General features: G+C 70.4%; 18 protein-coding genes and 2 pseudogenes. 10 read left to right on the top strand and 10 right to left on the bottom strand.

Going from position 1 to position 19,021, the window contains the following annotated elements; all coding sequences use genetic code 11:
• Positions 1–108 precede the first annotated feature (108 nt).
• Together OG490_RS36030 and OG490_RS36025 are read right to left on the bottom strand one after the other, a co-directional pair.
• Positions 109–825 carry an ABC transporter ATP-binding protein gene (locus OG490_RS36030; protein WP_330300476.1) on the bottom strand — a complete coding sequence of 239 codons (717 nt, stop codon included), beginning with the start codon at positions 823–825 and terminating at the stop codon, positions 109–111.
• Positions 822–1,601 carry an ABC transporter permease gene (locus OG490_RS36025; protein ID WP_330300475.1) on the bottom strand — a complete coding sequence of 260 codons (780 nt, stop codon included), beginning with the start codon at positions 1,599–1,601 and terminating at the stop codon, positions 822–824. The genes OG490_RS36030 and OG490_RS36025 overlap by 4 nt, the downstream gene beginning before the upstream one ends.
• Positions 1,602–1,741: 140 nt before the next feature.
• On the opposite strand from OG490_RS36025, the gene OG490_RS36020 reads away from it, so the two are divergent.
• The gene (locus OG490_RS36020; RefSeq protein ID WP_330300474.1) at positions 1,742–2,311 is read left to right on the top strand and encodes a helix-turn-helix domain-containing protein; all 570 of its coding nucleotides are present in this window, start codon (positions 1,742–1,744) and stop codon (positions 2,309–2,311) included.
• Between the two features lie 39 nt (positions 2,312–2,350).
• Here the strand turns inward: OG490_RS36020 and OG490_RS36015 are convergent, their stop codons facing one another.
• From OG490_RS36015 to OG490_RS36000, 4 genes and pseudogenes are all read right to left on the bottom strand, one after another.
• Positions 2,351–3,187, bottom strand: coding sequence for a hypothetical protein (locus OG490_RS36015; protein WP_330300473.1), 837 nt, complete (start codon positions 3,185–3,187; stop codon positions 2,351–2,353).
• A 156-nt stretch (positions 3,188–3,343) separates the two neighbouring features.
• Positions 3,344–4,363: a zinc-binding dehydrogenase gene (locus OG490_RS36010; RefSeq protein ID WP_330300472.1), complete on the bottom strand. Its 1,020-nt coding sequence runs from the start codon at positions 4,361–4,363 to the stop codon at positions 3,344–3,346.
• A gap of 46 nt (positions 4,364–4,409) precedes the next feature.
• Positions 4,410–4,778: a MerR family transcriptional regulator gene (locus OG490_RS36005; protein WP_330300471.1), complete on the bottom strand. Its 369-nt coding sequence runs from the start codon at positions 4,776–4,778 to the stop codon at positions 4,410–4,412.
• Between the two features lie 88 nt (positions 4,779–4,866).
• Positions 4,867–5,270: pseudogene (locus tag OG490_RS36000) on the bottom strand (RidA family protein).
• A gap of 113 nt (positions 5,271–5,383) precedes the next feature.
• On the opposite strand from OG490_RS36000, the gene OG490_RS35995 reads away from it, so the two are divergent.
• Together OG490_RS35995 and OG490_RS35990 are read left to right on the top strand one after the other, a co-directional pair.
• Complete coding sequence (locus OG490_RS35995) at positions 5,384–6,358, top strand: helix-turn-helix transcriptional regulator (RefSeq protein WP_330300470.1); 975 nt, start codon at positions 5,384–5,386, stop codon at positions 6,356–6,358.
• A gap of 579 nt (positions 6,359–6,937) precedes the next feature.
• Entirely contained in the window at positions 6,938–7,630 is a 693-nt protein-coding gene (locus OG490_RS35990; protein WP_330300469.1) for an alpha/beta fold hydrolase, read from the top strand.
• 164 nt (positions 7,631–7,794) lie between these two features.
• Here OG490_RS35990 and OG490_RS35985 read toward each other — a convergent pair whose 3' ends face one another.
• The gene (locus tag OG490_RS35985) at positions 7,795–8,442 is read right to left on the bottom strand and encodes a DUF6461 domain-containing protein (protein WP_330300468.1); all 648 of its coding nucleotides are present in this window, start codon (positions 8,440–8,442) and stop codon (positions 7,795–7,797) included.
• Positions 8,443–8,622: 180 nt separating this feature from the next.
• Between OG490_RS35985 and OG490_RS35980 the strand changes: the two genes are divergently transcribed.
• The 5 genes and pseudogenes from OG490_RS35980 (at position 8,623) to OG490_RS35965 (ending at position 12,278) form a co-directional block, all read left to right on the top strand.
• Positions 8,623–9,561 (top strand): MerR family transcriptional regulator, encoded by a 939-nt coding sequence (locus OG490_RS35980; RefSeq protein ID WP_330300467.1) that lies wholly within the window; start codon positions 8,623–8,625, stop codon positions 9,559–9,561.
• A gap of 327 nt (positions 9,562–9,888) precedes the next feature.
• The gene (locus OG490_RS35975; RefSeq protein ID WP_330300466.1) at positions 9,889–10,614 is read left to right on the top strand and encodes a leucine-rich repeat domain-containing protein; all 726 of its coding nucleotides are present in this window, start codon (positions 9,889–9,891) and stop codon (positions 10,612–10,614) included.
• A 48-nt stretch (positions 10,615–10,662) separates the two neighbouring features.
• Positions 10,663–10,794: pseudogene (locus OG490_RS39300) on the top strand (ABC transporter); the annotation flags it as partial.
• A complete protein-coding gene (locus tag OG490_RS35970; RefSeq protein WP_443066006.1) occupies positions 10,740–11,312 on the top strand; it encodes an ATP-binding cassette domain-containing protein in 573 nt (190 codons plus the stop codon). The pseudogene OG490_RS39300 and the gene OG490_RS35970, both read left to right, overlap by 55 nt.
• A gap of 93 nt (positions 11,313–11,405) precedes the next feature.
• The gene (locus OG490_RS35965; protein WP_330300464.1) at positions 11,406–12,278 is read left to right on the top strand and encodes a DUF7224 domain-containing protein; all 873 of its coding nucleotides are present in this window, start codon (positions 11,406–11,408) and stop codon (positions 12,276–12,278) included.
• 348 nt (positions 12,279–12,626) lie between these two features.
• Here OG490_RS35965 and OG490_RS35960 read toward each other — a convergent pair whose 3' ends face one another.
• A complete protein-coding gene (locus OG490_RS35960) occupies positions 12,627–13,745 on the bottom strand; it encodes a fatty acid desaturase family protein (protein WP_330300463.1) in 1,119 nt (372 codons plus the stop codon).
• A 7-nt stretch (positions 13,746–13,752) separates the two neighbouring features.
• A complete protein-coding gene (locus OG490_RS35955; protein WP_330300462.1) occupies positions 13,753–14,808 on the bottom strand; it encodes a ferredoxin reductase in 1,056 nt (351 codons plus the stop codon).
• Between the two features lie 87 nt (positions 14,809–14,895).
• On the opposite strand from OG490_RS35955, the gene OG490_RS35950 reads away from it, so the two are divergent.
• Entirely contained in the window at positions 14,896–16,035 is a 1,140-nt protein-coding gene (locus tag OG490_RS35950; protein ID WP_330300461.1) for a PucR family transcriptional regulator, read from the top strand.
• Positions 16,036–16,055: 20 nt separating this feature from the next.
• Here OG490_RS35950 and OG490_RS35945 read toward each other — a convergent pair whose 3' ends face one another.
• Positions 16,056–16,787, bottom strand: a complete 732-nt coding sequence (locus tag OG490_RS35945) for a DUF4232 domain-containing protein (RefSeq protein WP_330300460.1) — start codon at positions 16,785–16,787, stop codon at positions 16,056–16,058.
• A gap of 361 nt (positions 16,788–17,148) precedes the next feature.
• On the opposite strand from OG490_RS35945, the gene OG490_RS35940 reads away from it, so the two are divergent.
• A complete protein-coding gene (locus tag OG490_RS35940) occupies positions 17,149–18,678 on the top strand; it encodes a helix-turn-helix domain-containing protein (protein WP_330300459.1) in 1,530 nt (509 codons plus the stop codon).
• Positions 18,679–19,021 lie beyond the last annotated feature (343 nt).

Here is a 19,021-nt window from a genome sequence, read left to right as displayed (position 1 = left end):
CTTCCAGGAAGGGAGACGGGCATGGAAATGGAGCTGTAGGCGGAGCTTCAGGTGAAGGTGAAGGTGGAGACGGGTGCGGGAGACGGGTGCGGGAGTAGGGGGCGCTCTTCAGCCCACGCCGAGGTGACCTGCGATGAGTGAGCGCAGGGCGGGGTCGGGAGGCCCGGCAGGCACCGCGTGGTCGGCCAGTACCCGCCCCGGAGTTCCGCCGAGGACGACGACCCGTTCGGCGAGGGCCAGTGCCTCGTCGATGTCGTGCGTGACGAACAGGACGGTGGTGCCGCGGCGTTGCCACAGCTCCCGCAGCAGGATCTGCATCCGGGTCCGGGTCAGCGCGTCCAGCGCTCCGAACGGCTCGTCCATCAGCAGCACTTCGGGCTCCGCGGCCAGCGCCCGGGCCAGTGCCACGCGTTGCTGCATGCCGCCGGACAGCTGCGCCGGGTACTTCTCGGACCCGTCCGCCAGCCCCACCTCGGCCAGCGCCGCGAGGGCCCGCTTGCGACGCTCCGGGCGCGGCAGGCCGAGCCGCTTGAGGGCGAACTCGACGTTGCCGCGGGCGGTACGCCAGGGGAAGAGCGCGTAGTGCTGGAAGACCACGCCCCGCTCCGGGCCGGGCCCGCGCACGGGTGCGGAACCCGCCGTCACCCGGCCTTCGTTGGGGCGCGCGAACCCGGCCACCAGGTTGAGGATCGTGGACTTGCCGCACCCGCTGGGCCCCAGCAGCGCCGTGAACGAGCCCGCGGGGAGCTCCAGGTCGGTGCGCTCCAGGACCGGGGCGGCCCCGTAGCGGACCGACAGCCCCTCCAGTCGTACGCCGAGGCTCATGAGGTGCTCCAGTGCACGAACCGGCGGCCGACCGCGGCCAGTACGAGGTCGACGGCCACGCCGAGCAGGCCCAGCACGAGCAGCCCCGCGAACATCCTGTCCACCCGCAGGAACTGTCCGTCCACCTGAAGTCGGTATGCCAACCCGCTGTCCGCGCCGCCCAGTTCCGCCGCCACCAGGGCGAGCAGCGCGACCGAAGCTCCGTACCGCAACGCGGCGAGCAGCGCGGGTGCGGCGGCGGGCAGCAGCACCTCGGTGAACCGCCGGTGCAGCGGCGCCCCCAGCGACCGGGCCGCCCGCAGGTGGGACACCGGTACCCGGGAGACCCCGTCGTGGACGTACAGCCAGACGGCGAGCAGCACGGCGTACGCGATGAGCAGGCGCTTGGCGGTCTCCCCGATGCCGAACCAGGCGGTCGCGAGCGGCACCAGTGCGATGGCGGGGATCGGGCGCAGGAAGGAGACCACCGGGGTGACGGCGGCGGACAGCCTCGGCAGGTAGCCGGTGGCGAAGCCCAGCGCGCTGCCGACGAGGGCGCCCAGCGCGAAACCCTGCCCGGCACGGACCAGGCTCGCGCCGAGATCGGTGGCCAGCATGCCGCTGCGGGCGCTGTCCACGAGCGCGGCCATGGTCGCGCCGGGGGTGGGCAGCAGCCCCGGCGCCACGGCACCGGACCGGGCGAGCAGGTGCCACAGTGCGAGCACGGCGCCCGCCGCGCCCAGGGCCGGGCCGAGCCTGCGCAGGGCCCGGCCGGGCGGTGAGGGGGTGGCGGGCACGGGGCGGCTCCTTGGTTTGGTTCCTCGACGTCTATAAGTGAGGTCAATAATTGACCACGCTTATGACGGGAGTGTTGCGGCAGTACGAAACCTCACCGGGGCCTCCGACCCCCGAGCGGTGATGAGGTACGTTCACCTGCGTGTCTCGACCCGAACCCACACCGGAGGCGATCGAGGTCGGACGGGTGATCCGGGCCTGCCGCAGACAGCGCGGCGTCTCCATGGCCGTCCTCGCCACCCGTTCCGGGCTCTCCCAGCCGTTCCTCAGCCAGCTCGAACGCGGCCTCGCCACTCCCAGCCTGAGCTCGATCTACCGGATCGCGGAAGCGCTGGACGTCGCCCCGGGGACCTTCCTGCGACCACCTGCGCGACCGGGCGCGGTCAGCCACGAGAGCGACCCGCAGGTGATCCGCGTGAACGAGGCCGCAGGGCAGACCGCACAGGTCCTCATCCCCGGCGGCCGCAGCGCACTGATGGAGGCCTACGAGCACCGCTTCGAGCCCGGCCAGGGCGAGCGCGGCTGGTTCGAGCACCCTGGCGAGGACTTCCTCTACGTCCTGGAAGGCGAGATCGCCCTGGAGGTCGAGGGCGAGGAACCGCTGATCCTGCGCGCCGGACAGAGTGCCCACCACCGGGGCCAGGTCCCACACCGGTGCCGCCTGACGGGGCCGGTCGCCGCCCGCACCTTGCTGGTCATCGCGAGCGCCTGAGCCACCCGCACCTTGCCGGCACGGCGGGGCTCCTTCCTCTCAGGGGGTCCGGGCAGCGGTGTAGCCGCATTCCGGGGTGCACAGGGTCACCACGGCGCCGTACCGCATCACGGTGTCCCGCCCGGTCTTCTTCTCAGCTGCCGCAGACTTCTCGCGCAGCTCCCGCTTCCCGCACCGAGGGCACGCGCCACTTGCGGGCTTCCCCCACGGCCTCGACGGGCTGAGCTTCACGACGCCCGGTACCGCGAGGAGTAGACCGAGGGCCATGATGACTCCGCCGGCCGCCCGGTTCTCCGGCTTGTCCATCTTCCGACGCGCCCTGATCTCCTCGTAGCCCTCGTCGGTGCGGTCGCTGCCCTTCCAGGTGATGCACACCGACCCCGGGCTCATCGCCTTCCCGTCGCAGTTCGGCGCGGAACGGTCATTGCTGGGACCCGAGTTGGCGAAGAACAGCAGCCCCACCACGAAGAGGAGTACGGGCAGGCACAGAGCGGCGGCCAGGGACTTGCCGGAGCTTCTCCACTGCCGCTCGCGCACCGCCTGGTCCACCAGGAGCCGTGCCCCTCCTGGATCCTCCCGCTGGGGGGCAGGCTTCGGGGCGGGCCGACGGAAGGTACGGGGCTCATCGCCCACCATGAGCGTCACCGACTTCCCCGCCTCCTGTACCCGCCAGGTGTGGCCGCCGGGAAGGGACACGGAGGGTTGGCCGGGGTACACGGGCAGCGCCCGCAGGCGGGCGGCCGCTTCGGGGTAGCGGGCGTCGAGGTGGACCTGGAGGGCGGCGCGGGCCTCCTCGGTGGTGTCGTACGTCCGTCTGCTGAACTGCACCGTCGCGCCCTGGATGTGGATCCAGTCGTACATGTGAATCTTCCTCATGATCGTGCCGCGCCTCGAGGACAGGACCACACGCCCCGGCGGAATGTGACGCTCCAACGGGGTGGCCCGGGTCACCGCGACTGTCCGGTCCGGCCACGAGGGCCAGCGCCGTGGCCCGCCGGATCCCGCCCCCGTAGGAATCCGGCGGGATAGCGGCTACGCCCAGGGGTCGAGGGCGAGCTTGCCGGTGGTCTGGCGGTCCTCAAGCGCCTGGAGGACCTTCGGGCCGTCGGCCAGGGGGTGGATCTCGGGGGTGCCGGGCGGGTAGACGCCGTCTGCGATCAGCGTGTTCAGTTCCGTCAGCAGCCCGATGAAAAGGTCCGTGGCGGTGGCGGCCAGGGCGCCGATGTGCAGGCCCTGGATCCGGACGCGGTGGGTGAAGACCAGGTCGCGGGTGGAGATCGTGGCGTGTCCGGAGGCGGCGCCGTAGACGACGACGCGGCCCGTGAAGGGCCTGGTGGCGCCCAGGGAGGCGGTGAAGGTGGCCTGTCCGACCGATTCCAGGACGAGGTCGACGGGGCCGAGGTCCAGGAGCTGCTGGGCCAGGTCGGGGTGGGCACTGTCCAGAACTTCGTCGGCGCCAAGTCCCTTGACGAGGTGGTGCTTGGCCGGGGAGGCGGTGGCGATGATGCGGGCGCCGTAGTGGCGGGCGAGATGGATCGCGGCCTGGCCCACGCCTCCGGCGGCAGCGTGGATCAGGACCGTCTCACCCTGCTTGATCTCACCCAGCGGCTTCAAAGCCGCCAGAGCCGTCGCCCAGTTCGTCACCAGGCCCAGGGATTCGGCATCGGACCAGCCGTCAGGGACCGGGAGCGCCGCCACAGCCGCGAGCACCATGTACTGGGCGTAGGCGCCCACGCCGAAGCCGACCACGTGCGTGCCCACGGGCAGCGGGCTTTCGATGTCGGGGCCGAGGGCCACGATTTCGCCGGCTGCTTCGATGCCCGCCACGTGCGGGGCCGCCGGCCCGCCCTCGTAGCGGCCATGGGCCTGCATGACGTCGGCGAAGTTGACCCCCGCCGCCCCGACTCGGATCAGGTATTCGCCGGGGCCGGGCTGGGGCACGGGGTGGTCGAGGGTCAGTTCCAGGTGCTCGGGGCCTTCGAGGCGGGTCTGGACAAGAGCGTGCTGAGTTGGCGTGGTGATGGCCGTATTGATGGCCGTGTTGATTGTCATGGCGGGACCGTAAAACCTTTCCGTAAGGGAGAAGGTCAAGCGCGTCTTACGCTTCGGTCCGAGCGGTGCCCAAGAAGGCTTCCAGCGCTGCCTGTTGGGCAGCGAGGGAGGCGATCCGCTCCGCGAGGCCGTCGCGGCATTTCTCCACCTGAGCCAGGAACGCGGCGCACACCGCGCTCTGGCGGGGTTCGGCGGGGAGGTGGGGCAGGACTGCCTGGATCAGCTTCATGGGCAGCCCGGAGTGGGCCAGGTAGCGGATCACCCGTACGCGGTCGATCATGGCCGGGCTGTAGTACCGATACCCGTTGGCGCCCCGCTCGGGGGTGATCAGGCCCTCGTCCTCGTAGTACCGCAGTGCTCGCGCGCTGACCCCGCCGGCTCTGGCGGCTTCGCCGATCTTCATCGCAGACGTCATGGCGGGGCAACATCGGGGCGTTCCAGGGGTGTTCCGGCACGTCCGCAACGTGGACTGGGATCTACGCGGCCTTCACGACGAGGTCGCATCACGCGACGGCGGTTCCCTCTAGCTCGACCATCTGACTGGGGACGGCCAGTCGCGTCACTCCGAGCATCGTGGTGGTCGGCGCCACCCCGGCAGCGCCCAACCGTGCCGCCAGCACGCCGTAGTGCGGAAAGAGCAGATCGACGTCGGTCGTGTACACGTTCAGCCGGACCAAGTTCGCGAGAGACATCCCGGCCTCCCCGAGCACGCGCTCCAGGTTGTCGAGGCTCAGCGCCAACTGCGCCGCCATGTCACCGTCGTGTTCGGGCCTGCCCTCGGCACTCATGGCGGTCTGCCCCCCGAGATGTACAGGGTCCGGGTCTGCCCGGAGACGACCTCGCCCTGGTTGAATCCCAGCTCCTGCGACCACGTCACCGGGTTGACTGCGGTTCGTTGCGTTGCCATGTGTGGGCCTCCATCGGGTGGGGGCGGTGGCTCGGTTGCCGCCGCTCGTCCTGGTGGAGAGCCTCGCAACGAATCACGACATCCTCAGTCATGTATTCCGATAACGTTCCCGCATGCGCGCCGACCGGCTGGTCTCACTGGTTCTCCTTCTACGACAGCGCGGCCGGCTGACCGCGGACATGCTGGCCCGCGAGCTGGAGGTATCCACCCGCACCGTGCTGCGCGACATCGAGGCGCTGTCCGCGGCCGGCGTCCCGGTCTACGCCGAACGCGGCCGGCACGGCGGTTTCGCGCTGTCGCCCGGCTTCCGGACCGAGCTCACCGGTCTCAACCACGACGAGGCCCTCGCCCTGCTGACCGCCGGGTCAGGGAGCCGCGAGCGGGCACTCGGCCTCGGCCCGGCACTCGCTTCGGCCATGCGCAAGGTGGTCGACGCACTGCCCGAAAGCCACCAGGCCACCGCGAACGAAGCAGCCCAGCGTTTTCTCGTCGAACCGAAGACCGACCTGCTCTCACGCCGCCCGGCCAGCCAGGACGCACCCGACACCACCACGGTGACCGAGGTCCGGCGCGCAGTGCTCGCCGGACACAAGCTGCGCATCCACTACGCGGCCACGGGCCAGAGCCCACATTGGCGCACGGTGGACCCGATCGGCCTGGTCACCGTACGCGACCGGGGCTACTTGCTGGCCACAAGATCCGGCGCGGACCGCACCTACCGACTGTCGCGGGTGCTGGCCGCCGAGGAACTCCCCGAACCGGCACAGCGACCCGACCGGGTCGACCTCGTCCGCATCTGGCGGGAACGATCCGCACAGTTCCTCTCCGACGGCCACATCACCGTACGGGTGCGGGTGAAGCCCGCGCGGCGGGAAGACCTGCTGGAGCTCGCGCTGGCCGTCCGCGCGGAAGAACCCGACACAGAGGGATGGTTGCGGCTGGAGGTGACTTTCCAAGATGCACGGCACGCCGAATGGGCGCTGTGGCAGCTCAGCACGGACACGGAAGCCCTGGCCCCTCAGTCGCTCCGCACCTCCCTGCACCGCCGCGCCGCCGCAATCGCCACCCGCTACGAAGACTCGTCCTGAGCGCCTACGCCGACACCCACCCCGCAGGCGGCCCGTGACCCGCGGGGTGGGTGTCGGCGGAGCTTTGTTGTGGTTTTGGACGGTGCGGGGCAGCATAAACAGCCTGCTCAAGCAAAGAATTCAGAGCGTGACCGGGGTGAAAGAGCCGGGTGGCTGCTCGCCTTGGGGGGATGCCCGGCAGTAGAACGCGCGCGGCGCCTGGACGCTCGCCGGCGAAGCACGGTTCGCCGGATGTAGGCGGTGGGTCATACGGCGGCCGCGCGGGAGATTGGGTGTGTCCGGGGATCCGGGGTGCAGCAGGCGCTGCATCTGCTGCCAGCGCTGGTACTGGTTTCGCGGGTAATGGTTGGGTGAAGGCGGGCCTGCGGCGCCTGAACCTTTCGCGCGGGACGTGGGGCGTCGCTCTGCCGGGTGTCGTGTGGCTACCGTCCAGCGCAGGAGTAGCCGAGCCGGCGTGCTCGCCTGCTCGCCTGATCGGGTCACCCCGGGTGTAGGTGGCCGCTTACCGATGTGGACTGGGCCTATCAGCCAAGTGTGCGGATCAATCGGTGATCCGTGTCGAGCGGAGGAAACGTTCCGATGGCATCGCCGAAACCGAGCATCGTCTTCGCCCACGGCTTGTGGGCCGACGGTTCCTGCTTCAGCAAGCTGATCCCCACGCTGCAGCGCGAGGGACACGAGGTGATCTCCGCGCAGAACACCCTGGAATCGCTGGAGGGAGAAGTCGACGCCATCCACCGCGCCCTGGAACGGGTCAGCGCGCCGGCGATCCTCGTCGGCCACTCCTGGGGCGGGTTCGTCATCAGCGCCGCCGGAAACCACGAGAAGGTCGCCGGGCTGGTCTACGTCGCAGCCCTCAGCCCGGAGGCCGACGAAAGCGCCCAGGAGCAGATCGGCCGGTTCACCACGCCCGAGCTGTTCTCCCACCTGCAGGAGGAGAACGGGCGAATCTGGATCGCCCGCGACGGCATCTCCTACTTCTGCGGTGACCTGTCCCCGGAGGACCAGCAGCTCGTATGGGCTACCCAGGGCGCCCCACGCGCGGAGATCCTCACCGCCACCACCGACAACCCCGCCTGGAAGTCCAAGCCCACCTGGTACCTCCTCACCACCCAGGACCAGGCCGTCCACCCCGAGCTGCAACGCTTCGTCTCCCAGCGCATGGGCGCCACCACCGTCGAGGTCAACAGCAGCCACGTCCCGATGCTCTCCCAGCCCGAGGCCGTCCTCGACCTGATCCGCAAGGCAGCCGACGCCGTGGCCGCAGCCTAGATTCCTCACCGCAGGTCCCGGCGACCATGCGGGAGGCACCCAGCCCTGCCCCGGAAGCAGCGGGGATGGCTGGGTGCCTCCCGTTTTCGGGTTCTGGCTGAGAAGTGAGCCAGAACCAAGAAGTGAGAACACTCCTTGGTCTCTTCGTGCCACGTGGCTCTGGACTACGCCGGTTCCAGCAGGACCGTCGGCAGGGTGCCGTTCACGATCGGCTCCTTCGGGAGCGAGAGGTCGAAGAACTCTCCGACGATGCCCAGCGCGATGCGGTGTACTTCCCTCTCCCCCCGCTCCGGGGCCGGGAGGCCGGCAGCGGTGAGCAGCTCCTCCAGGCGGGCGGCTGTCGCGGGGTCGCCGTCGACTCCCTGGTAGCCCCACGAGGCGTCCAGGTGCAGGTTGCAGCCGCTCAACAGGCGGCCGTCGTGGAAGTACTCGAATTGTGGTGGGACCGGCTTGCCGTTCTCCTCCTCGTACTCCAGGAGGCAGATGTGCGCGCCGTCGCGCGAGACCGGCGCCAGCGGGCCGAACTCGCCTGGCCAGCCGCCGTACGCGACTGCGTACGTCCAGTCCCCGGCGCGTCCGAGTCGCAGGCCGATGCCGTCGAAGGGGTCGCCGTAGGTGTCGTCCATGAGCTCCAGAAGGGAGTCTCCGGTGTGCTCCCCGACTGCCACGGCGATGTGCTCGGCGTCGTACAGCACGGTCGCGGCGAGGCGGTCGGCGAGCTCTTCCGGGGACAGCCCGCGGGCGAGCACCACGTGGTAGCCCCCGAAGGCGATGGATTGAGGGGCAGCGAGCCAGGTCGTTCCGTCTGTCATGACCGTCATCCTGACTGCTGCCTCTGACAACGCGCGGGTCGGGATCGTCGAATTCGGCATCTTTGCGTAGGCAGCCACGGCGCAGGGAGTAATAGTCAAGACCTGTGGACAAGGAGTGATTGGCTGTCGTCAGACGGATGGGCTTGAGTCTCCACTAGGGGGAGACACGAAGGTGGGGGCATGCACGACGACACGCTCTACTCGATCGGCGAGCTGGCCCAGCGGACCGGTCTCACGGTCAAGACCATCCGGTTCTACTCCGATCGCGGAATCGTGGCGCCGACTGACCGGAGCCCGGCCGGCTACCGCCTTTACGACATAGATGCCGCTGCACGCCTGGACCTCGTGCGAACCCTGCGCGAACTGGGACTGGACCTTCCCACGATCCGGAAGGTCATGGACCGGGAGCTCTCATTTCCCGAGGTCGCCGCAGCGCATGCCGAAGCACTGGCGGTACAGATCAGTACCCTGCGCCTGCGGCGCGCGGTGCTGACGGCGGTGGCCGAACGCGGGTCCACTCCCGAGGAGACGGATATTATGCACAAGCTTGCCCAGCTCTCCGAGGACGAACGCCGACGCCTGATCGGCGATTTCCTCGACGCCGTCTTCGGCGGTCTTGACGCCGCGCCCGTATTCGCGGGGGTCATGCGCTCGATGACCCCCGAGCTGCCCGACAACCCGGAGGCGGAGCAGATCCAGGCATGGGTGGAACTGGCCGAAATATCCCAGGATCCGGATTTCCGGGCCAGCCTGCGGCGGATGACCGAGGACCAGGCGGCCGTGCAGGCCCGAAGCGACACCACGGGCCCGCGCCGCGACATTGCCGCAACCGTCCATGACCAGGCCGGCCCGGCCCTGACCGCGGGCATCGACCCGGCCTCGCCCCAGGCCGATCCAATCGTCGCGGCGCTCACGGATCACTACGCGCACCTCCTCGGCGTCCCCGACGACATCGAGCTTCGCCGCCGGCTGGCGACTCGGCTGGAGAGCGTGAACGACCCGCGCAGGGAGCGGTACCTCCAACTGCTCGCCGTGGTCAACGGCTGGCCGGCCCCGGAGAGTCTGGCTCCAGTGCTCGAATGGTCCGTCCAGGCTCTGCGCGTCCGGACACAGCAATGATGGGGCGATCGCAAGGCGGCGGCATGGGCCGGACGCGGCCGACGTCGGGCAAAGACGCCGCCGCGCACGTTCGGTTCATGAATGCCCCCGTCACCGGAATCCCGCATTGCGCCAGTGGGGCTCATGACCGAGCCGCCTCTGAGCGGTATTGAGCCGCCGATTCCTCGCGTGACTTGGCTGACCAGCAGTTCTTTCCCAAATCGCTGGGCCGTTCGAGGAGGGCGCCCGTAGGTTGGCGCCATGGTGAATGAGGGTGGGCAGCAGCTGTTCGTGAACCGGTGGGGCGATACGTCCTCCGCCCCGGGGCCGGCCGGAGGCAAACCCTACGTGGATACCTGCAGCTGCTTCGACCAGCGCAAGCCGCACCCGCGTGCCCGCGCCGGGTTCCACCCCGAGCTCCAGGACACCTCGGCTCCCGGCTGGCAGCACCTGCTCGAGCTCATCGACGAGGCGGCCGCCGACGGCCGGGAGGAGTTCCGTCCTCTCGTTGAGCTCAGCCCCGGGGAACGGCGGCAGGTCATCACTCTGCCGCCGACCATCGGCAAGCTGACGGCGGTCAAGCACCTCGTGCTCTACGGCAGCAACCTCGTCCGGCTCCCACCCGAGATCGGGGCGATGACCAGCCTGGAGGAGTTCACTCCGTACACCTCCTACCGGCTGCACTGGTTTCCGTACGAAATCACCAGATGCACCCGGCTCATGAGAAGCACGGTCAGCACGCGTTCCCTCTTCGGAAACCACAAGCTGCGGGCACCGTTCCCCCGGCTTGCTCCCGCCCTCGACTCGGTCGCCGGCCTCGACACGGCAGCCTTGGACGCACGTCGCTGGGGCACGACAGCCGTCTCCTCATGCAGCGTCTGCGACCGGCCCATGGATCAAGGCGGGCTCCACCCGGTCTGGATCTCTTTGCGCGTGGCCACGGATGTCCTGCCGCTCCTGGTCAACGCATGCTCTCCGCGATGCGTGGCCGCCCTCCCCCGGGCGCCCGAGGGCTACGTCCGGTCCGCGCACACGGGTGGGCCGGTCGGCCAACCCGCAGCCGACTGGGACTGAACTCGAAAACGACGCCCCTCATCCAAGAGAACGCACCCGAGGTCATGCATGCCCCTGCTCTACCAGGACTGTACGTTTCGCTACGGTCGCCGCGCACATCCCGTCTTGAACGGGCTGAACCTGGCATTGGCTCCAGGCCACACCGTCCTCCTCGGTCCCAACGGCGCCGGGAAGAGCACCCTGCTCTCACTCGGTGCCGCGCGTTCCGGCCGGGAACCGGGCGGGTGGACCTCGGCAGGTTGTCCGCCAGCGGCTCCCGTGACGCCCGCGCCTACCGGCGCAAGGTGGCCTGGCTGCCGCAACGGCCCGGCTTCCTGCCAGGACTGACCGCCCGTGAGCATGTGGCGTACATGGGCTGGCTCAAGGGGATGCGGGAGCGCGACGCCTGGGCGGCCGCCCCCGAAGCCATCGATCGTGTCGGGCTTGCCGAGAAGATGAACGACCGCATCAAGACGCTCTCCGGCGGTCGGCAGCAGCGCGTCGTCATCGCCGCTTCCTGGACCTGCTGGTGTCCTTGCGCGGCCAACCTCCGTGCCTCGGCCGCCCCCTGGGTGGCGCTGCCCGCCCTCGTCTACTCGGGCCCGTACATCACCGCCAACCGCATCAGCGTGCCGACGGCCTACGGGGTCGAGGCCGGCGAAGCCGTCGCGCAGGCCCTGCCGGTCATGGTCGGCGCCGTGGCCGCGGTCGCCGCGTAGGAGGCCGGACGCCACCGTCTGCTCGGCGCGTTCCCCGGTACGGCCGCACGCCGTGCGCTGCGCCGGTTCGTCTGGGCCGTCACCCCCGTCGTCATGCTGCAGACGGTGCTCCTCGCCGCCTCCTTCCTGCTGGCCGCCCACACGGTCGGGACGCTTCCGAGCGGAGCGGGCGGCTGGCTGGGCGTCGCCCATGCCCACGTGCTTCCGCTGGGATGGACGGCCATCGGATGGCGGCTGGGACACCTTCTTCCCCGGAGCCTGGCCGCCCCCGTCGCGGGCATCGGCGGCTGGATGTTCCTTTCCTTCCCTCAGGGCATGTCGAACCCGTGGCTGCGGCACCTGGGCGGGTTCATCGACGGGTTCTCCTCCCCGACCGACACCCGATCGCCGCTCGCGTACCTGATTCCCTGGGCGGTGCTCTGCGGTCTGGTTCTCGCGTTCTGGCTTCCCGCACTGGTCCGGCAACGGGTTGCCGCGATCTCCCTCGGTGTCGCTCTCGCGATCGCCACGATCCTGCTGGGACGGGGCGCGGTCGCGGACTGGGGCTACTTCCGCCCTTCGGAGGCGCGGATCGTCACCCCGGTGTGCGCGGGCGAGGCGCCCCGGGTGTGTCTGCCGCCCGAGTACGCCTCCCACGCGGACGGGATACGCAAGGACCTCACGGAGCCGCTGGCCAAGCTGCAGGCCGTAGGCGTGCCCATGCCCGGTGAACTGCTCCTGGCCTCCTCGAAGGAACCGCTGAAGCCCGGAGTCTGGCTCCTGATCTGGTCGCTGCCGCTCGCCCATGGGCAGGCGGATCCCGACTCCCTCCGGGCCGACCTGGCGGAATCCGCCGTCACCGGCACCGCCGTGAGCGCCGGGGTGACTCCCTGCCGCCTTCCCGGTTCCCCGCCTGCCTCTTGGGCTTCCCGGGGGCTGACTGCCGCCCGACCTCGAATCACGGCGACGGGACGTGAGCACCGTTAGTGCAGTCAACAAGCCATCCGCGGTATCCGGCGAGGTACTTCTGGGCCATGCCTTTGCAGGCCAGACGCTCGGCGACGGAGACCTTGGTCCAAGGCTCCAGCCGCTCCCGCGCCGTCGCGGGGTCCGTCGTCATGGGGCACAGCGTCCACGGCGCCGTCGGACCGTGGTCGGGTAACAGCTCCTCCAGAACGGCGCGCCGATCCTTGTACGGGCGCGCCGCGGCCGCGGGCAGCGGCGGCCCCGCGCTGCAACGCCTCGGACGGCGCGGTTGCCCACCGTCCGCAGCGGATCTCACCGGAGCCGGCGGTGCCGCCGGTATGGCCGAGAGATCTGAACCGATACCGGGAATCAGGCCGCGACGAGCTCCTGCTCGCGGTCCGGCGTCTTCACCTTGGGCTTCTTGTTCGGCAGCGAGAGCCGGAAGACCTTGTGCCAGGCGGAGAACACCTGCTTGGGCAGCGGGCCGGTGACGTACTCCAGCTCGTACTTCTCGAACAGCGCGCGCACCTTCACCGCGACCTCGGCGTAGCGGTTGCTCGGCAGGTCCGGGAAGAGGTGGTGCTCGATCTGGTGCGACAGGTTGCCGGTCATGAAGTGCATGGCCTTGCTGCCGCTGATGTTCGCCGAGCCCATCATCTGGCGCAGGTACCACTGGCCGCGCGTCTCGTTTTTGATCGACCGGCGCTCGAAGACCTGTACGCCCTCGGGGAAGTGCCCGCACATGATCACCGAGTGGGTCCAGAGGTTGCGGACCAGGTTCGCGGTGAACGTGGCGGCGAGGGTGGGGAGGAACGACGGGCCCGACAGCAGCGGGTGGATCACGTAGTCCTTGAGCACCTGCTTGCGGATCTTGCGGCCCACGGCCTTGGCCCGCGCGCGGAACTCCGGGTTGTTGCGGCGGCGCTTGTGGAGGTTCTTGGCGAGCTCCAGGTCGTACGCTGCGATGCCGTACTCGAAGAAGCAGGCGTTGATGAAGTTCCACAGCGGCTGGCCGAGGTGGAAGGGGTGCCACCGCTGGTCCTCGTCGACGCGCATGATGCCGTAGCCGAGGTCGTTGTCCTTGCCGATCACGTTGGTGTACGTGTGGTGCAGCTCGTTGTGCGAGTGCTTCCACTGCTCGGACGGGGAGACGTGATCCCACTCCCAGGTGGTGGAGTGGATCTTCGGGTCCCGCATCCAGTCCCACTGGCCGTGCAGGATGTTGTGGCCGATCTCCATGTTGTCCATGATCTTCGCCACGGACAGGCCGGCGGTGCCGATCAGCCACGCGGGCGGGAAGATCGAGAACAGCAGTACGCCCCGGCTGACCAGCTCGAGCTTGCGCTGCGCCGAGATGACCTTGCGGATGTAGGCGGCGTCCTTCTCACCGCGGGCGGCGATCACCTCGTCGCGGATCGCGTCCAGCTCGCGTCCCAGCTCCTCGATCTGCTCCGCGGTCAGGTGGGCGGTGGGGTCGATGGCGGTCAAGGTGCTCCTACCGTTCGATGTCGCAGGGGCCCGCCGCGGCGGACACGCAGGTCTGGATGAGGACGCCCGGCTCGGCCTCGGTGATCTCGCCGGTGCGCAGGTCGCGGACAGCGCCCGCCTTGAGCGGCGTGACGCAGCCGAAGCAGATGCCCATGCGGCACCCGGAGGGCATGAGTACGCCGGCTTCCTCGCCGATGTCCAGCAAGGGTGTGGCGCCGTCCGCGTCGACGGTCTTGCCAGTGGCACTGAAGGTGACCTCGCCGCCCTCGCCCACGACGACGATGCCGGGTCGGAAGCGTTCGGTGTGCAGGCGCTGCCGGACGCCGTGCTCGGTCCAGTGCGCTTCGGCGGCGTCGAGCAGGCCCGCGGGTCCGCAAGCCCAGGTCTCGCGCTCGGCCCAGTCGGGTACGAGTTCGGCGAGACGGGCGATGTCGAGCTGGCCGTCGGTGTCGGTGTGCAGCTCGGTGAGACGCAGCTTCTTGTCCGCGACCAGGTCGTGCAGCTCCTTGCGGAAGATCACGTCTTGCGGCTGTGGCGCGGAGTGAACCATGACGACGTCGTCGAACTCGGTGTCGCGCAGCATGCCCATCACAGGCGTGATGCCGCTGCCGGCCGTCAGGTAGAGCACCTTGGCGGGCTTGGCCTGCGGCAGCACGAAGTCACCGGTCGGCTGGTCGAGCTGGATCAGCGTGCCCGGCTTCGCCCTGCGGACCAGGTGGTTGCTGACCTTGCCGTCCGGGATCGCCTTCACGGTGATCGTGACGCGGCCGTCCTGGCGGTTCGTCGGCGAGGTGACGGAGTAGGCACGCCACAGGCGCACCCCGTCGACGTCGACCCCGATCCGCACGTACTGACCGGCCGTGTGGCCGCGCCAGCCCCGGCCCGGCTTGATCACGATGGTCGCGGCGTCACCCGTCTCGGGGTGCACGGCCTCGATGCGCCCACGCAGGTCGGCGCCCGCACGCAGCGGGCTGACCAGGTCGAGGTAGTCCGACGGCAGCAGCGGCGTCGTGACCATCTCCAGCAGTTTCCAGGCCCTGCTGCGGAGGGCTGTGCTCGTCATGACTCCAGCTTGCTGCGCCTCAGGGCGTAAAGTCCTGACCGCAGGACGTAAATCTGATCGGCCGAATTGTTCGCAAGGAACAAAAATATGAGCCATGCAATCCGGAGGGCCACCGAGCTGGCCCTGGATGAGACGACGGTCACAGCACTTCGGGCCACGCTGAAGGCCACCGCCGACGAGGTCGTCGAGGCGATCATCGACGAGGTCCCGTCCTACGCCAACGCCCTTTCGGGCCGCATGGGCGGCACCATCCGCCGATCCGTCCACACCGCCCTGGGGCACTTCCTGGACCTCGCGAGCGGGAACGCCACGGGCGGCGACGGCGATGACGCGGCCTACGAGCTGGGTCGCGGCGAAGTGCGCGACGGCCGTTCGATGGACGCCCTGCTCAGCGCCTACCGCGTCGGCGCCCGTGTGGCCTGGCGATGCCTGGCAGCGGGTGCCGTACCCGCGGGTCTGCCCGCCGCCGAGGTCGCCAAGTTCGCCGAGCTGACCTTCGCCTACATCGACGAGCTCTCGGCCGCGAGCGCCGCGGGCCACGCCGACGAACTGGCCGCCCGGGGCAGGGCCCACGAGCGCCACCTGGAACACCTGGCCCGCGACCTCCTCGCCGACGCGGGCCCGGACGTGCTGCTGGCCTCTGTTCAACGGGCCGGGTGGCAGCCTCCGGTTTCGCTGACCGCCGTCCTGCTGCCCGCCGCCCAGGCCCGGCCCGCCTACCGCGCACTCGACCCGAGCACCCTCGTCCTCGACGACCTGCCGGATGCCACCGGTGTGCTGCTCGTCCCCGATGCCGACCGATCACATCTCCTGCGGCAGCTGACCGACCGCACCGCCGTGGTCGGCCCGGCCCGGCCATGGACCCGCGCGTCCGCCTCGTACGCACGAGCCGTACGCGCGCGCTCCCTCTCCTCCGATATCCGCGACACCGAGGAACACCTGCCCGAGCTGGTGCTGAGCGCCGACGTGGACGCGTTCGCAGACCTGCGTGCCCGAGCCCTGGCACCGTTGCGGACCTTGCCCGTCGCGACCGCACGGCGGCTGGAGGAGACGTTGCGGGCATGGCTGCTGCACCAGGGCAGGCGGGACGAGGTGGCGGCGGCGTTGTTCGTCCATCCCCAGACAGTCCGGTACCGGATGTCGCAGCTGCGGGAGCTGTTCCCGGATCTCGCATCGCCTCACCGGGTCCTTGAACTGACGCTGGCGGTTGGTCTTCGGGTCGGCTGACGCGTACTTCGACCGCCGGTTCAGAAGGCGGTCAGCGCGTCGCGGGTGTTGGTGCGGTACAGGCCGACCTTCGGGTGGGCGACGCTGCCCGGCTTGGCCAGCTGGAGGCTGGCGCCGTCCGCGTTCGGCATGTGCTCCTTGTCGGCCAGGACGTTGACCTCGTCGGCCACGGGGCCGTTGCCACCCGACGGGTTGAGGTCCACGGCCGCGTACGCGGTGGCGCCGGGGTGCACCGGGTACGCCGGGGCGCCGCCCAGACCACCGGGAGCGGTGGCCTGGAGACCGAGCGCGCTGCCCTTGGCGCTGAATCCGACGGTGGGGAAGTAGTCCAGACCGCAGGAGGTGGAGCCGTTGTTGGTCACGGTGATGACGCGAACGGTGGCCGGAGTGCCCGTCGGGAAAGTGACTTTGACGGTCAGGTTCCGCGCCGAGCAGGGGTGGGTGTAGGCGTAGGAGTCACCGGTGGTGTCCCCCGTGTCCTTGCCGCCCGAACCGGCCTTCGCCGGGGTGGCGGCGGCCGTGCCGGTTCCGGTGACCTTGCCGGCGGACGGGGCGGCGGACGGGGCAGCGGAGGCGCCCTCCCCGGACGGCGTCACGGTCCCGGTCGAGACCGGCTTGTCCGCGCTCTTGGTCGCGGCGGGGTTCGCGCTCGGCCCGCCGGCGCTGTCCGAGCCGCCGCAGGCGGTCAGGGCCAGAGCGAGGCCGGCGGTGGCGGCGGCCAGGGCGGTGGTGCGGAGTCGGTAGGTGCGCATGGGGAACTCTCCGTTTTGGTGCGGTCGTCAGACGGAGGCTTCCGCTTCCCGTCTGACGAGATGTTGGGTGGGGCTGCTGTTCCGGTCGGCTGCTGCCGAGGGCGGCGGCCGAGGGGCGTCGGTGGGGCGGGTGGGGACCCTCCCGATGCGGCCGCCGAATCCGACTGCCGATCCGACCGGCGGACCGACTGGCTGACCGACTGACCGACTGACCGACCGGCTGATGACGCAACTGTGGGGCCGGTTTCGTCCCAGTGGCGTCTGGACCTGGATAGTTGGAACCCTGGAACGCTCCCGACCCCTCTCACCTGGGTGATCGGGCGAGCCTGGAACGTGCTTCCGGGATGAGGGGGAGGGTGGAATGGCCACGGAGACGGAGACGCAGCGGTTCGCGGAGCTGATGCGCGGACTCAAAGAGCGCTCGGGGCGCAGCTACGGCACGCTCGCGAAGCGTCTGCACTCCAGCAACTCGACGCTGCACCGCTATTGCAGCGGCGCGGCGGTGCCCATGGATTACGCCCCGGTGGAACGGTTCGCCCGAGTCTGCGGTGCCTCGGCCGACGAACTGCTCGCGCTGCACCGGCAGTGGCTGCTGGCGCTGGTGGAGCGGCGACGGGGGGCTACGGAGGGGCAGGCCTCGGGCCCGGGGGCGGCGAACTCCGCGGCGCCGCGGGGCGGTGACGCCGCGCCGGAGGCGCCGCCTGCGGCGGTGGTGGTGGCCGGGGAGGCTTTGGAGGTCCGGTCGCAGGCAGAGACCGACCCTGCGCCGGCACCAGCGTCCGCGGCCGGGTCCGCACCGGCGCCCGGACCTGCCGCTGCGGACGCACCCGCACACGCGGAGCCACCCGCCTCGGCGCCTACCCCGGCTCCCGCGCCGGGACCGGCCGAGGCCCCCGCCTCTTCACCGGCAACGGAGGCACCCGCACACGCCCCCGCCGCCCCTGTCCAGCCGGGCCCCGCCCGGGCCTCAGTACCGAGGGCCCGGCGTCCTCGGCTGCTGGTCGCCGTTGCGGCCGCCGTGGCCACCGCCGCGGTGGCGGGGACCGCCGCCGTCTCCGCCATGGGAGATACGGGTCACGGGGACACGCGCCACGGCGCCGCCCAGCCGTCCTCGCGCGAGCGGGCGGCGGGCCCGGCCCTGCCGTCCGGCGGGTCGTCGTCACCCACGCCCACAGCCGATTCCACATCCCCGTCCAGCCCCGGACCGTCGTCCCCCTCGGCAGCGTCCGCGTCCACCTCATCGACCACCGCCAAGGAGGGGGCCTCCCCCACCGCCCCCTTCACGGTCAACGTCCTGCCCGACAACTGGGACAGCCCCTGCGACCAGTGGTTCGCCCTGGACAAGGCACCCGGCACGGTCCCCCCGCCCCCCGCCGGGCAGGCGACCGAAGGGTGGGCCCGGGCTCTGCACGCCGTCCCGGCGGGGCACCTGCGCATGCAGCTGACCGTCCAGGGCACCGAGGGCAAGGCCGCGGTCCTGCACGCGCTGTACGTCCATGTCGTGAGCGGCCGCAAGGCTCCCGGCTGGAACGCGTACACCATGGGCGCCGGTTGCGGCGGCGCGCTGGTGCCTGCGTCCTTCGCCGTGGACCTGGACGACGCCTCCCCGCGGGCCAGGCCCGTACCTGGCAAGGAGGGCGAGCGGCCAACGGCCTCGACCGACTTCCCGTACAAGGTCTCCACCACCGACCCCCAGGTGCTGAACATCGACGCCGCCACACTCGGTCAGGACGTCAGCTGGTACCTGGAGCTGGCCTGGAGCAGTGGCGACCGCCAGGGCACCACCCGCATCGACGACCACGGCCGCCCGTTCCGCACGGTCGCCCTGAACGCCGGCCACAACTACTGGTACAACGCGAACAACAACGCCTGGCTACCGGACACGGAATGAAAGAACGCCTGCCCGGGTTCCGTGTCGCTGACGTGATCCACGGCCCACGGCGCCAGGGTGGGCGAGTTCAGCCGCGCCCTGGCCCACGCGTTGTGACCCCTCCGAGTCTCGTGGTGGTTCAGGTGCGTGTGGACCGTCGTTGGTGGCTGGGGCGAGGGAATCCTGTTTCGGGAGCGCCAGTACCCTGCTGACTTCTCGTGATTTGATCACTTGGGGTGGGAGGTGTGCTGGGGTGACCAACTCCGGGATCCGGTGGGTGGCCGCACTTGTGGTGCTCGCGTCGGTCACAGCCTGCGGGAGCTCGGCGAAGCCTCGACCGCCGGTGCCCGCTGCTGAGCCGCAA

Origin of the sequence: Streptomyces sp. NBC_00503 (assembly GCF_036346895.1) — a bacterium.
Lineage (GTDB): Bacteria > Actinomycetota > Actinomycetes > Streptomycetales > Streptomycetaceae > Streptomyces.
This window is presented reverse-complemented; position numbering and strand designations above follow the sequence as displayed.